This is a genomic window from Nonomuraea sp. NPDC049486 (assembly GCF_040676925.1).
Lineage (GTDB): Bacteria > Actinomycetota > Actinomycetes > Streptosporangiales > Streptosporangiaceae > Nonomuraea > Nonomuraea ferruginea.
The window spans coordinates 424,309-437,759 of sequence record NZ_JBFAPV010000006.1 but is presented as its reverse complement, the minus strand read 5'-3'; the positions used below and the strand labels follow the sequence as shown (position 1 = coordinate 437,759).

Sequence of the window (13,451 nt, the reverse complement as noted above, 5' to 3'; positions counted from 1 at the left end):
TACCATCGGAAACATGGCGAAGACGCACCGGGACCGCATCATCGAAGCCGCCTCGGCCCTGCTCACCGAGGGCGGGCGCGACGCGGTCTCGACCCGCGCCGTGAGCGCCGCCGCCGGGGTGCAGGCCCCGGCGATCTACCGCGTCTTCGGCGACAAACAGGGCCTGCTCGACGCCGTGGCCGGCCACGGCTTCCAAACCTACCTGCGCAGCAAGAAGGACAACCCCGTCACCGACGACCCGGTCGCCGACCTGCGCCGCGGCTGGGACCTGCACGTCGGCTTCGGCCTGGCGCACCCCGCCCTCTACAGCCTCATCTACGGCGACCCGCGCCCCGGCGAGTCACCCGCCGCCCGCCAGGCGTCGGAGATCCTCTCCGGCATGATCCACCGCATCGCCGAGGCCGGCCGGCTCGCCATGACCGAGGAACGCGCCGCCCTCCTCGTGCACGCCGCCGGCCGCGGGATCACCCTCACCCTCATCTCCATGCCCGAGGAGCAGCGCGACCCGGCCCTGTCGGCGACCGCCCGCGACTCGGTCATCGCCACCATCACCACCGGCCCGCCGCCCGGCGCGACGCCGGACGGCGGGCCGGTCGCCGCCGCCGTCGCGCTGCGCGCGGTGCTGCCCCGCACCACCGCGCTCAACGCGCCGGAACGCGCCCTGCTGGCCGACTGGCTCGACCGCATCGCCACGAGCGGCTAGCGGGGGCATCCGCCCGCACGGCACCGGGCCGCACGGGCGGACACGCCCGTCAGGGCGCCGCCGTCTCCAGCACCTTCGGCTCCGGCCTCGCCTCCGGCGGGGTGCGCCGCATCCGCTCCTTGCCCCGCTCCACCATCGTGTACAGCGTCGGCACCAGCACCAGCGTCAGCAACGTCGAGCTGATCAGACCGCCGATCACCACGATCGCCAGCGGCTGCGAGATGAACCCGCCGTGACCCGTCACGCCGAGCGCCATCGGCACCAGCGCGCAGATCGTCGCCACCGCCGTCATGAGAATCGGCCGCAACCGCCGCCGGCCGCCCTCCACGACCGCCTCCACGATCCCCATGCCCTGGGCGCGGTACTGGTTGATCAGGTCGATCAGCACGATCGCGTTCGTCACCACGATGCCGATGAGCATCAGCATGCCGATCAGCGCCGGCACGCCCATCGCCGTGTCCGTGGCCACCAGCAGCCCCACCGCGCCGGTCGCCGCGAACGGGATCGACACCAGCAGGATCAGCGGCTGCACGAAGCTACGGAACGTCGCCACCATGATCATGAAGACGATGGCAATCGCCGCCAGCATCGCCATCCCCAGGTCCGCGAACGCCTCCTCCTGGTCCGCCGAAGCGCCGCCGATCTCGTACGCGGCACCGGCCGACAGGCCCAGTCCGTCCAGCTCGCGCGTCAGCTCGGCGGTGACGCTGCCCAGGTCGGCGGCCGTGGCCTTGGCCGAGACGGTGGCCGAACGCTCACCGTCGATCCGGGTGATCTGGGTGGGACCGTCCACCTTCTCCACCTCGGCCACCGACGACAGCTTCACCAGCCCGGACGCCGTCGGCAGCCGCAGGTCGCGCACCGCCTTGACGTCGTCGGGCGCGTCACCGACGCGCAGCACCAGGTCGCTCGCCCGGCCGTCCAGCGTGAGCTGGCCCAGCGGGGCGCCGCGGAACGCCTGCGCCACCGTCTGCCCGATCTGCGCCTCGGTCAGGCCGCGCGCGGCGGCCTTCTCCCGGTCCACCCGCACCTCGATCCGCGGGGCGCTCGTCTCCAGGTTCGAGGACACGTCCCGCAGCCCCTCCACCTGGCCCATGGCGCCCGTCACCGCGTCGGCGGCCGAGCGCAGCGCGCCGATGTCGGGGGCGCGCACGATCACCTGGACGCTGTCGGAGGAGAACCCCGCGGCCGACGCGCCGCCCACCGTCACCTCGCCGATGCCCGACACCTCGGCCAGCCGGTCACGCAGCTCCTGCTCCACCGCCGGGGTGTCGCTGCCGTCCTTGATCGTGATCGAGTAGGAGGCGCGGTCGGCGCCGCCCCCGGTCCCGCCCATCATGGCGTTGCCGCCGCCGACGTTCACCTGGTAGGACTCGACCGAGTCGACCTGCTCCAGCACCTCCTCGACCTTGGCCGCCGCCTTGTCGGTGGTCTTCAGGTCGGTGCCCACCGGCATCCGCTGGCTCATCGAGATCGTGTCCTGGCCCGAGGAGTCCAGGAAGTTCGTCTGCAGGCTGCCCGCCAGCCCCATCGTGCCGGCGAACACCACCACGCCGATCAGCAGCGTCACGACCTTGAAGCGGGTGGCGAAACGCAGCACCGGCAGGTAGGCGCGCTGCAGCGGCGAGCGCAGCTCCTTGGCCTCCGCCTTCTCCCGCTGCGCCCTGGCCTCCTCCGGCGTCAGCCCGCGCGTCCCGAGGAACCAGTAGGCCAGCACCGGCACCACCGTCAGCGACACCACCAGCGAGGCCAGCAGCGCCACCGTCACCGTGATCGCGAACGGCGCGAACAGCTCGCCCACCATGCCGCCGACGATCGCGATCGGCGCGAACACCGCCACCGTGGTCAGCGTCGACGCCGTCACCGCGCCCGCCACCTCGCGCACGCCCGTCAGGATCGCCGACCGCCTGGCCTCGCCGTAGCTGAGATGCCGCTTGATGTTCTCCAGCACCACGATCGAGTCGTCCACCACCCGGCCGATCGCGATCGTCAGCGCGCCCAGCGTCAGCATGTTGAGCGAGTAGTCGCCCAGCCACAGCACCAGCAGCGCGATCACCACCGACAGCGGGATCGACACCGCCGTCACCAGCGTGGAGCGCACCGACAGCAGGAACACCAGGATGACCAGCACCGCGAACACCAGACCGAGAATGCCCTCGGTGGTGAGGTTCTCGATCGACTCCTCCACGTACGGGGCCTGGTCGAAGACCACCTCGATCGCGGTGTCGGAGCCGTCACCGAGCGCGCGGGTCAGCTCGGGCAGCTTCTCCCGCACCTCGTGGGAGATCGCCACCGCGTTGCCGTCGGGCACCATGGTGACCGACACGCCCAGGCTCGTGTGGCCGTCGGTGCGGGTGATCGTGGTGGCGTCGGACAGGCCGCGCTCCACGGTCGCCACGTCACCGAGCTTGACCGGCTTCGGCGCGCGCTGCTGCACGGCCTGCTGCGGCGCCTGCGGCTGCGCTTGCTGCGCGTTCTGAGCCTGCTGCTGCTGCGGCTGGGCCTGGGCCTGCGGCTGCGCGGGCGTGAGGTAGAGGTCGCGGATGTCCTCGACCGACTCGACGCGCGTGCCGACCTGGACGGTCAGCGACGTGCCGTCCTCCACCAGCGAACCGGCCGGGACCGGCGTGCCGTTGGCGCGCAGCACCTCGGGGATCTGCGCCGCCGACACCCCGGCCAGCGCCATCTTCCCCAGATCCGGCGTGATCGTCACGACCTCGTCGCGGGTGCCGGTCACCTGCGCCTCGCGCACGCCGTCGACGGCCCGCAGCTCCGGCAGCACGATGCCGCGCAGCTTGTCGGCCATCTCCCGCGGGTCGCCGCCGTCGCCCACCGCCAGCACCAGCACCGGGATGTCGTCGGTGCTGCCCGCCACGACCTGCGGCTCCACGTTCGCCGGGAGCTGGCCGCCGATCCGGTTGACCGCCTGCTGCATCCGGCTGACCGCCGCGTCGACGTCGGTGCCGTACTCGAAGGCGACCTGGATCTGCGCCAGCCCTTCCTTCGACGTCGAGGTCATCGACTCCATGCCGTCGAGCCCCTGGAAGGAGTCCTCCAGGGGTTCGGTGACCTGTTCTTCCACGATGTCCGGCGACGCGCCCGGATAAGCCGCCACCACGAAGGCGCCGGGAAAGCTCAGCGACGGCAGCAACTGCTGCTTCAGCTGCGGGATCGTGAACAGGCCGAAGGCGCTGAGCACGACCGCGATCAAGATCACTAGACTGCGGTTGGCAAGGCTCAACCGGGCGAGTGCGGTCATGGAGTCGGTTCCCTTCAAGATTTCGGCCCCAGACTAACACTTCGCCTTGGACGAATATTTAACGTCGCACGACGTTCCTGATAACCTTCTCAGGAAATCGAGAGGTGTACGTGAACGACGAACGCGACGATCTGATCCACCAGATCATGCAGATCCAGCGCGACCTCGGCCGGGCCCTCGCCCGCCACCAGTCGCCGCTGTTCTCCTCCAACCTCACGATGCGCCAGCTCAAGGTCATCATGCTCGTCGCCGCCAACGGCTCGGCCACCGGCCAGGACCTCTCCCACAACCTCGGCGTCACCCTCGGCACCGTCACCGGCCTCGTCGACCGCCTGGTCGCCCACGGCCTGGTCAGCCGCCACGAGGACCCGCACGACCGGCGCGTGCGCCGCGTCGAGCTCACCCCCGCCGGCCGCACCCTCATCGAGGAGATCAACGACGCCGGCCTCAAGCAGTACCGCCGGATCATGAACCACCTCGACACCGAGACGCTCCGCTGCCTGCACCACGTGACCGTCCGCCTCCACGAAGCCGCCGCCGAGCTGCATCGGGCGTCGTAGCGGGGGTTCCCCCCGTACGGGAGATCACGACCCCCGCCCGGCGCCTTTACAATGTAGATCAAGTGGTCAGGCGGGACAGCGACGGCGGCAGCTCACCCTCGCAGGCCACCGTCAGCCGGCGCGTCGCCCGCGTGATCGCCACGTACAGGTCCTGCGCCCCGTTCGGCGACTGGGCCAGGATCGCGGCGGGATCGGCCACGATCACCGCGTCGAACTCCAGCCCCTTGGCCCTCGTCACCGTCAGCACCGTCACCGGCGCGTCCAGGTCCTGCCCGGGGAACAGCGCTGCCGCCCGCCCGTACAGCGCGTCCGGGACCACCACGCCCACCCGGCCCTCGCCGATCGCCGCCAGCTCCTCGCGGGCCAGCTCCGGCAGGTCCGCGAGCCCCGCCCGCACCGATCGGGGAGGCGCGCCGCCGTCGCGCACCGAGCGCGGCGGCGTCAGCGACGGGTCGATCGCCGCCAGCACGTCCGCCGCCACCTCCATGATCTCGGCCGGGGTGCGGTAGTTCACCTCCAGCCGCTCCTCCCGCCAGCGGCCCTCCAGGTACGGATCCAGCACCTCGCCCCACGAGCGGGCCCCGGCCGCCGAACCCGTCTGCGCGAGGTCGCCGACCACCGTGAGCGACTTGGCCGGCACCCGGCGCATCACCAGCCGCCAGGCCATCGCCGACAGCTCCTGCGCCTCGTCCACGATCACGTGCCCGTACGCCCAGGTGCGGTCCCGCGCCGCCCGGTCGGCCGTCGTCAGCTCGGACCCGTCGTCGGCGTGCCGCTCGGCCAGCACGTCGGCCCGTTCGAAGATGCCCTCCTCCAGCACGCCGGTGGTCTGCAGCACCTCCCGGGCGAACAGGTGACGCTCCCGCAGGTCCTCCTCAGCGCGGCGGCCCGCCGCCCGTGCCGCCGAGTCGTCCTGGCCCAGCAGCTCGGCCGCCTCGTCGAGCAGCGGCACGTCACCGGCCGTCCAGGCGGCGCCGGCGGGCCGCACCAGCGCCCGCCAGTCCAGGTCAGGCGGGCACAGCGCCTCCAGCGTCGCCGGCGAGGACAGCAGCTCACTGATCAGCCGCGACGGCGTCAGCTCCGGCCACAGCGCGTCGATCGCCTCCCGCACCTCCGGCTGCGCCCACAGCCGCTCCGACGCCACCGCCAGGTCGATCTCGTCCAGGTCGGACTCCAGGTCCAGCGGCCCGGCCAGCTCCGGGTCCTCCAGCTCCATCTCCGCCAGGCGCAGCCCCTCCTCCAGCGCCCGCGCCTCGGCCCTGGCCAGCTCCTTGAGCATCTCCGTCACGTACAGCTTGCGTGCCATGTTGTGCGTCAGCCGCACCGCGCGCGCCCGCGCCCGGTGCCGGGCGCAGGTCTCGTGCGGGACCCGCAGCCGCAACCCGTCGAGCTCCACCACCAGCTCGCCGTCCGGCACCCGCTGGCGATCGCGCACCGCCGCGGCCACCACCCCGGCCATCCGGATGTCGCCCTTGACGACCGCGGCCGCCGGCGGGTCGGCGGCCGTCGCGCGCACCCCCGGGAACAGCTCGCCGAGCGTCGCCATCACCACCTGCGTCTCCCCCAGCGACGGCAGCACCTGGCCGATGTAGCGCAGGAACATCGCGTTCGGGCCGACCACCAGCACGCCGCGCCGCTCCAGCGTGTCGCGGTGGGTGTAGAGCAGGTAGGCGGCGCGGTGCAGCGCCGCCACCGTCTTGCCGGTGCCCGGCCCGCCCTGCACCACCAGCGCGCCCTGCAGCGAGGCGCGGATCACCCGGTCCTGCTCGGTCTGGATGGTGGCCACCACGTCGCCCATGCGGCCGGTGCGGCCCCGGCGCAGCGCCGCCAGCAGCGCCGCCTCCCCCACCAGCGTGCGGCGCTCGCCGTCGCTCATCCCCTCCAGGTCGAACACCTCGTCGTCCAGCCCCGTGACCGTGCGGCCCCGCAGGTGCAGATGGCGGCGCCGCACCAGCGAGCCGGGGTCGGTGGCGGTGGCCAGGTAGAACGCGCGCGCGGCCGGGGCCCGCCAGTCGATCAGCACCGCCGAGCCCTCCTCGTCGCGCAGGCCGATCCTGCCGACGTAGACGCTCCGGCCGTCGCGGTCGTCGACCCGGCCGAAGCACAGCCCGCGCTCCACCCCGTTCAGCTGCGCCAGGCGGCGGGCCTGCGACGTGGCCAGCGCCTCGCGCTCGACCATGGCCTGGCGGGTGCCGCCGCCCCGGGCGTGCACGGCGCGCAGCGCCGACTCCGCCCGCTCCCTGGCGGAGTCGAGCCTGCCGTAGAGGTCCGACACGACCCGCTGTTCGGTGTCAAGGGCCGCGGCGAGAGCATCTTGACGATTATCCATCAAGTGGTATACTCCTTACGGGAGATGTGTGAAGACTGTCTTAGATGTCAAGCAGTCGAGCTTACCTCCCGTCGGCGTGCGCGGCAACGCCTCCCTGCCGACCGCCTCCGCCGGGCCGCGTGCTAGCTTGCCGATCATGCCTGACTACCTGCAGAGCCTGTTCTCCCTCGCCGGGCGGCGCGCGCTGGTCACCGGCGGCAGCTCCGGCATCGGCTACGCCATCGCCGAGGCGCTCGGCCGCGCCGGCGCCGAAGTGGTGATCGTCGCCCGCGGCAAGGCCGGGCTCGACCGGGCCGCCGAACGGCTGCGCGGACACGGCGTCACCGCCTCCACGATCGTGGCCGACCTCGGCGACCGCGAGGCCGTGCGCCGCGTGTGCGAGCAGGCCGGCCACATCGACGTGCTGGTCAACGACGCGGCCAACAACATCCGCAAGCCCATGGCCGAGCTGACCGAGGACGACTACGCGCAGACCATCGCGGTCAACCTGACCGCCCCCTACCTGCTCGGGCAGCACTACGGGCCGCTCATGGCCGCACGCGGCTGGGGCCGCGTCATCAACATCGGCTCCCAGCAGAGCGTCCGCGCCTTCGGCGACAGCGGCGTCTACGGCGCCGCCAAGGCCGCGCTCGCCGGCCTCACCCGCTCCCAGGCCGAGGCATGGTCCGCCCAGGGAGTGTCGGTCAACACGATCATCCCCGGATTCGTCCTCACCCCGCTGACCGAGCCCGCCCAGGCCATCCCCGGCCGCGTCGAGCAGATGGCCGCCCGTCACATGGCCGGCCGCAACGGCGTCCCCCAGGACTTCGCGGGCGCCGCGGTGTTCCTGGCGAGCGACGCCGCCGCGTTCGTCACCGGCCACCTGCTGTACGTCGACGGCGGCTTCTCGGTCCACTGACCCGGCGCCTTTACAAAGTAGATCATTCAGTGCCCCGGCCACCGACGTGCCCGCGCCGGCCCGCGCCGTGCAGGTCGCCTACAACGGGGCGCTCATCCTGCGGGCCCTGACCGGTGACGGCACCCTCAGCCCGCTGGAGGAGGACGTCGCGCTGACCCACCGGTCCACGCGGGTGCTCGGCGCGGGCGTCGTCCAGTCGACCTACGCCGTCGACCGGTGACTTCCTTCACCGGCCGGCCGCGCGGGAACATCCGCGGCCTCCCGGTGGTTACATGACTCGTGGCCGGTGTGCCCAGTGTCCCCGGGCCTCACCTATCGCCTTCGCGGACTACCGTACGGCTGGAGCCGCGTTGAGCCTTTCGCCGAGAGGCGACACGCACACCGGTACGCACACGTATGGCTGAAGGCCCCCGCCGACCCGGCGGGGGCCTTCGCCGTTCCACGACCGTCACAGGGGACTGGCATCCTGTACGGATGCGACAGGTGACCGTCCTCGGCAGTTGTGGTGCGTTCCCCGAGCCGGGCCGTGCCTGCAGCGGGTTCGCGGTGGACTGGGACGGTTACCGGCTGCTGCTCGACCTCGGCTACGCCACGCTGCCGCGCCTGCTCGCGCACTGGCCGGACGGCGCGGTGGACGCGGTCGTCGTCACCCACGAGCACCCCGACCACTGCGTCGACCTGCACGGGTTGTTCCGGATGCGTTTCTACGGCGACCCCGGTGGCCCACGGCTGCCGTTGTACTGCCCGCCGGGCGTGCTCGACCGGATCGGCGGGCTGGAGCCCGACGCCGACCTCCACGCGGTCTTCGACGTGCGTCCGCTGCCGGGCGGTCACCGGGTGGGGCCGTTCGCCCTCACGGGATTGTCGCTGCCGCACTATGTGCCCAACGCCGGCATCCGCCTGGAGGCCGACGGGGTCGTCCTGGCCTACACCGGTGACACCGGTCCGACTCCCGCGCTCGCCGAGCTCGGGCGCGACGCCGACCTGTTCATCGTCGAGGCCACCGACCGCGACGGCGAGGCCGACCGCCCCACCCGCAATCTGCTCGCCTCCACAGAGGCCGGTCACTGGGCCCGACGCGCACGCGCACGCCGGTTGATGCTCACCCACTTCTGGCCGGGCAACGACCGGGCCGCCTCCGTGGCCGCCGCCCGCGAGGAGTTCGGCGGTGAGGTGTTGGCGGCCGAGGAAGGACTCACTGTCCCACTCGGGTGGAACTGATCAACGAGCGAGGGCCGGTGCTCGGGGGCTCAGGTCGGGGTGACCGTGAGGTCCGCCGGACGATCGGAGCGGGAGCCGGGCTCGGTCAGCGGGGCGAACAGGGCGCCCAGTTTGTTCACCGTCTCGGGGATGATCCAGTAGTAGACCCAGGTGCCGCGCCGCTCGCTGCCGATCAGGCCGGCGGTGCGCAGCACCTTCAGGTGGTGGCTGATGGTGGGCGCGGTCAGGTCGAAGGCGTCGGTCAGGTCGCACACGCAGGCTTCGCCGCCGGCGTGGGAGCCGATCATGGACAGCAGGCGCAGCCGGACCGGATCGGCCACCGCCTTGAGCAGGACGGCCAGCTCGGCGGCGTCGCCTTCGCTGAGCGGCCGGCGGGCGATCGGCGCGCAGCACGTCCCGGCCTGAGCGTCCTGGCTGCCGCGGGCGAGGGGCAGGGTGGTGGCGGTCATGCGGGAGCCTCCGGGCCTGACTGGTGTTTCGATGTTCGTCTAAATGATAGGCGGTGGTAGAGGGTCAGCGCCGCGGCGGCGGTCAGGCAGGTGAGGGCGACGCCGGTCATGACCCATCCGTAGCCGGCGGCCTGGGCCAGGGCCAGGGCTGCGGCCGGGCTCACGGCCTTGGCCAGGGTGGCGGGCAGGGCCAGGCGGCCGGACAGGCTGGCGTAGGCGGTGGTGCCGTAGCGTTCGGTCAGCAGGTGCGGTTTGGTGATGGTGGCGACGCCGAAGCCGAGCCCGAACATCAGCACCGCGGCGACGGCGCCCGCGGTGGTGGCGCCGATCAGCGGCAGCGCGGCGGCGCCCACGGCTTGCAGGGCGAAGATGGCGGCGGCGATCAGCGCGGCGGGCAGGCGGCGCTGCAGCCCGGTGGTGATCAGCCGTCCGGTGACCGACAGCACGCCGAGCAGCCCGGCCACACCGGCGGCCAGCAGCGGCGGGTGGCCGAGGTGGATCAGGTAGGTGATGAGCAGGACCGAGATGGTGGCCGTGCCGGCGCTGTGCAGGGTGAAAGCGGCGGCCAGCAACGAGAAGGCCGCCTGGCGGGTGGCGGCGCGCACCAGCGCCGCCCGCTCGCCGGCCCCGGCCTGGGCCGAGTCACTCGTGTCCGACGCCGAAGGCTTCCCCGTCCGGGGACGGCCCACGGCCAGGAGATGCAGCGGAATGGCCGCCGCGCCGTAGACGACGCCGAGGATGATCAGGGCCTGGCGCCAGCCGTACGCCTGGACCAGCGCGCCGGTCACCGGCATGAAGATGGAGGAGGCGAACCCCGCCACCACGGTGACCGCGAGCAGCGCCGTGGCGCGGGCCGGGGCGGCGAAGCGGGCGACGATCACGGCGAAGGCCGCCTCGTACAGCACCATGGCCGCGGCGACGCCGATGAGGACGAACACCGCGTACAACTGGGCCACGGTCCGCACCTGTGACCAGGCCAGCAGCGAGACCGCGCCCAGCACCGAGCCCGCCGTCATCAGGGCGCGGCCGCCGCGCGCGTCCAGCCAGCGGCCCGCCACCGGCGCGCCCAGCGCCGCGATGAGCACCGAGACCGTCAGCGCGAGCGAGACCCGCGACGGGTCGGCGGCCAGGTCGCGGCTCATCGGCGTGAGCAGCACCGAGAAGCTGTAGTACAGCACGCCGAACCCGAGGGTCTGGGTGAGGGCCAGCGCCGCCACCAGGGGCCACCCCCTGCCCAGGCCGCGGCCGGGCGCGGGGCGGGCACCGCTCTCTCCGCCGGCCGAGGCGGCGGAGAGAGGATCGACGGCCGGCATAAGCGCTCCTTGGAAAGAGGCGGTCGTCGGGGATCAGCCGCAGCAGCCGCCGCCCTGCGAGGCTCCGGCGGTCGCCAGCGGCAGCGGACTGCCCAGCAGGCCGCCGCTGATCCCGGTGGCCAGGCCGAGGCGCTGCTCCTGGGCCTCGGCCAGGCTGGAGGAGCACACGCCGGTCTCGGGCAGGTCGAGCCGCACGTCCCGGGCGGCCTCCCAGTCGCCGGCCAGCGCGGCGACGACCGAGCGGGCCTGCTCGTAACCGGTGGCCAGCAGGAAGGTGGGGGCGCGGCCGTAACTCTTGACCCCCACCGCGTAGTAGCCGTCCTCCGGGTGCGCGAGCTCGTCGGCGCCGTGCGGCGGCACGGTGCCGCAGGAGTGCGCGTTCGGGTCGATCAGCGGCGCCAGCGCCCGGGTGGAGCCGAGGACCGCGTCCAGGTCCAGGCGCAGCTCGCTCGCGATGGCGTGGTCGGGGCGGTAGCCGGTGGCGGCCACGATCCGGTCGGCGGTGACGGCCTGCTCGGCGCCGGACGGATCGCGGCTGATCACCCGCGCCCGCGCGCCGTCGCGTTCGACGGCGTGCGTGAAGAAGCCGGTCAGCAGGCGGATGCGGCCGGAGGTGACGTGGGCGTGCAGGCGGGTGCCGAGCGCGCCGCGGGCGGGCAGCGCGTCCGCCTCGCCGCCGCCGTAGGTACGGCCGGCGTCGCCTGCGCGGATGGCCCAGGTGATCGGGGTGTCGTCGAGCTGGGCGAGCGCGAGCAGCGTGGTGGCGGCCGAGTGCCCGGCGCCGACCACCAGGACATGCTTGCCGGCGTACCGGTCGCGATCGGCGCCGAGCACGTCAGGCAGCGCGTGGTCGACCAGATCCGCCGCGCCGGCCTCGCCGTGGGCGGGCAGGCCGGACGCGCCGAGCACGTTCGGGGTGGCGTAGGTGCCGGAGGCGTCGACGACCGCGCGGGCGTGCAGCTCGCCGCCGCCGGCCAGCCGGATCAGGAACGGCGCCCGCTCGCGGCCCGCCGTGCGGACCCGGTCGTAGCCGAGTCTGCTGATCGCGCTCACCTTCGCGCCCGTACGGATCCGGTCGCCGAAGAGCTTGGCCAGCGGCGCGAGATAGTCGTCGATCAGCTCGGCCCCGGTGGGCAGCCACTCGGGGTCGGGGGCGCTCCAGCCATCGGCCTCCAGCAGGCGGCGGGCGGCTGGGTCGATGTTGTACTTCCACGGGCTGAACACCCGCACGTGTCCCCACTGGGCCACCGAGGCGCCCGCCTGCTCACCGGCCTCCAGCACCACGAAATCGAGGCCCCGTTCGGCCAGGTGGGCCGCCGCGGCCAGCCCGACCGGGCCCGCGCCGACGACCGCGACGGGCAGGTCGTCGGACCGCACGGCCTGCGCACTCGGCTGGAGTTCGACGGCGGTGGGACCGCAGCATCCGCTCATGGTGCTTCTCCTCATGGTTCCGCGGGCCGCGACGGTCCGCGCTGTTTTGACGATTGTCTAAGTAGCTTGGCGGACAACTTAGAGCAATGTCAAATTAGAGCTACATCTAATCAGTACCCCGGAAGCGGTCCGCTCACGCGCCGGCGGGTTCCGCGGAGATGGCGGGCCAGCGCGGCGACGACGCGACGGGCGTCGGCGCCGACCCCGCGAAGGGTGTTGGAGGAGGGAGTACGCTGCCACTCCAGGCCCAGGTAGCCGAGGCCGGGGTGGGTCAGCGACAGGCCGCGGCGCTGGCGCGGGCGCCCGCCGGCGGACAGCGCGCCCAGGCCGGCGAGGTAGGGCAGGTTCGGCCGGTAGCCGGTGGCCAGCAGCACCGCGTCGACGCGCTCGCTCCGGCCATCGGGCCAGACCGCGCGATCGCCGTCGAGCCGGGCGAACATCGTCCGCCGCGCGTAGCGGCCCTCGCGCAGCGCCCGGCGGTAGCGGCCGTCGTCGAGCACCGGCGAGGCGGGCGGAGCCTCCGCACGGGCCAGCGGCAGCCGGTCGAACCCGGTCACGCGAAACCAGAAATGCAGGTCACGGCCGAGCGGGCGCTGCTCGACGAAGCGGATCGGCGCGCGGCCGGCCAGCGTCACCCGGCGCTCGGCGGCCAGCTCGTGCGCGATCTGGACCGCCGAGTTGCCCACTCCGACCACGATGACGTGCTCGCCGGGAAGCGAGGCCGGCGAGCGATAGTCGGCGGCGTGCAGCACCGGGCCGGTGAAGGCGCCCAGACCCGGGAGGGCGGGCCGGTGCGGGCGGCCGAAGGAGCCGCTGGCCGCGACGAGGGCCGGGGCGGCCAGCTCCTCCCCGCCGGTCAGGCGTACGAGGAAGCCGGTCCCGTCGGGCTCACCGGTGGGACGCACGGCATCGACACGGGCGCCGGTGCGCAGCTCGGCACCGCGCTCGACCAGGGCGGCGGCATAGCGCTCCAGGTAGACGACCACCTCGTCGCGGCGCGGGTAGCGCTCGGGATCGCCGTCGAAGGGCAAGCCGGGCAGGCTGCTGTAGCGGGCGGGCGAGAACAGGGCGAGGCTGTCGTAGTAGCGCGGCCAGGACCCGGCCGCCCGGCCTGAGGCCTCCAGCAGCACGGGCCGCAGCCCCAGCTCCAGTGCGGCATGCGCGGCGGCCAGGCCGGACTGCCCGGCTCCGATGATCAGAAGGCGGTCGTTGTCGATCGGCATGCCGCCAGAACGTACCGTCATTTTCTAATATGTCAATAAGTCGGTATAAGGGTAGAGTGCGGGGA

11 protein-coding genes are annotated in these 13,451 nt (G+C 73.2%); 5 read left to right on the top strand and 6 right to left on the bottom strand.

Features of this window, described 5'->3' with window-relative positions:
• Positions 1-13 precede the first annotated feature (13 nt).
• Complete coding sequence (locus AB0K05_RS20720; RefSeq protein WP_148031547.1) at positions 14-703, top strand: TetR/AcrR family transcriptional regulator; 690 nt, start codon at positions 14-16, stop codon at positions 701-703.
• 49 nt (positions 704-752) lie between these two features.
• Here the strand turns inward: AB0K05_RS20720 and AB0K05_RS20715 are convergent, their stop codons facing one another.
• Entirely contained in the window at positions 753-3,962 is a 3,210-nt protein-coding gene (locus AB0K05_RS20715) for an efflux RND transporter permease subunit (protein ID WP_364230881.1), read from the bottom strand.
• Between the two features lie 110 nt (positions 3,963-4,072).
• Here AB0K05_RS20715 and AB0K05_RS20710 point away from each other — a divergent pair, with 110 nt between their 5' ends.
• Complete coding sequence (locus tag AB0K05_RS20710; protein ID WP_271279456.1) at positions 4,073-4,522, top strand: MarR family transcriptional regulator; 450 nt, start codon at positions 4,073-4,075, stop codon at positions 4,520-4,522.
• A 58-nt stretch (positions 4,523-4,580) separates the two neighbouring features.
• Here AB0K05_RS20710 and AB0K05_RS20705 read toward each other — a convergent pair whose 3' ends face one another.
• The gene (locus AB0K05_RS20705) at positions 4,581-6,851 is read right to left on the bottom strand and encodes an ATP-binding domain-containing protein (RefSeq protein WP_364230879.1); all 2,271 of its coding nucleotides are present in this window, start codon (positions 6,849-6,851) and stop codon (positions 4,581-4,583) included.
• Positions 6,852-6,987: 136 nt separating this feature from the next.
• Here AB0K05_RS20705 and AB0K05_RS20700 point away from each other — a divergent pair, with 136 nt between their 5' ends.
• The 3 genes from AB0K05_RS20700 to AB0K05_RS20690 all read left to right on the top strand — a co-directional run bounded on the left by AB0K05_RS20700 (position 6,988) and on the right by AB0K05_RS20690 (position 8,970).
• A complete protein-coding gene (locus tag AB0K05_RS20700; RefSeq protein WP_271279458.1) occupies positions 6,988-7,749 on the top strand; it encodes an SDR family oxidoreductase in 762 nt (253 codons plus the stop codon).
• Positions 7,750-7,795: 46 nt separating this feature from the next.
• Positions 7,796-7,969 (top strand): hypothetical protein, encoded by a 174-nt coding sequence (locus AB0K05_RS20695; RefSeq protein ID WP_364230877.1) that lies wholly within the window; start codon positions 7,796-7,798, stop codon positions 7,967-7,969.
• A gap of 254 nt (positions 7,970-8,223) precedes the next feature.
• Positions 8,224-8,970 carry an MBL fold metallo-hydrolase gene (locus tag AB0K05_RS20690; RefSeq protein WP_364230874.1) on the top strand — a complete coding sequence of 249 codons (747 nt, stop codon included), beginning with the start codon at positions 8,224-8,226 and terminating at the stop codon, positions 8,968-8,970.
• Positions 8,971-8,999: 29 nt separating this feature from the next.
• On the opposite strand, the gene AB0K05_RS20685 is transcribed toward AB0K05_RS20690, so the two are convergent.
• From AB0K05_RS20685 to AB0K05_RS20670, 4 genes are all read right to left on the bottom strand, one after another.
• The gene (locus tag AB0K05_RS20685) at positions 9,000-9,419 is read right to left on the bottom strand and encodes a metalloregulator ArsR/SmtB family transcription factor (protein ID WP_271279461.1); all 420 of its coding nucleotides are present in this window, start codon (positions 9,417-9,419) and stop codon (positions 9,000-9,002) included.
• Complete coding sequence (locus AB0K05_RS20680) at positions 9,416-10,732, bottom strand: MFS transporter (protein WP_271279462.1); 1,317 nt, start codon at positions 10,730-10,732, stop codon at positions 9,416-9,418. The genes AB0K05_RS20685 and AB0K05_RS20680 overlap by 4 nt, the downstream gene beginning before the upstream one ends.
• 33 nt (positions 10,733-10,765) lie before the next feature.
• Positions 10,766-12,163: an FAD-dependent oxidoreductase gene (locus AB0K05_RS20675; protein ID WP_364230871.1), complete on the bottom strand. Its 1,398-nt coding sequence runs from the start codon at positions 12,161-12,163 to the stop codon at positions 10,766-10,768.
• Between the two features lie 110 nt (positions 12,164-12,273).
• Positions 12,274-13,407: an NAD(P)/FAD-dependent oxidoreductase gene (locus AB0K05_RS20670; protein WP_364230869.1), complete on the bottom strand. Its 1,134-nt coding sequence runs from the start codon at positions 13,405-13,407 to the stop codon at positions 12,274-12,276.
• Between the last annotated feature and the right edge of the window lie 44 nt (positions 13,408-13,451).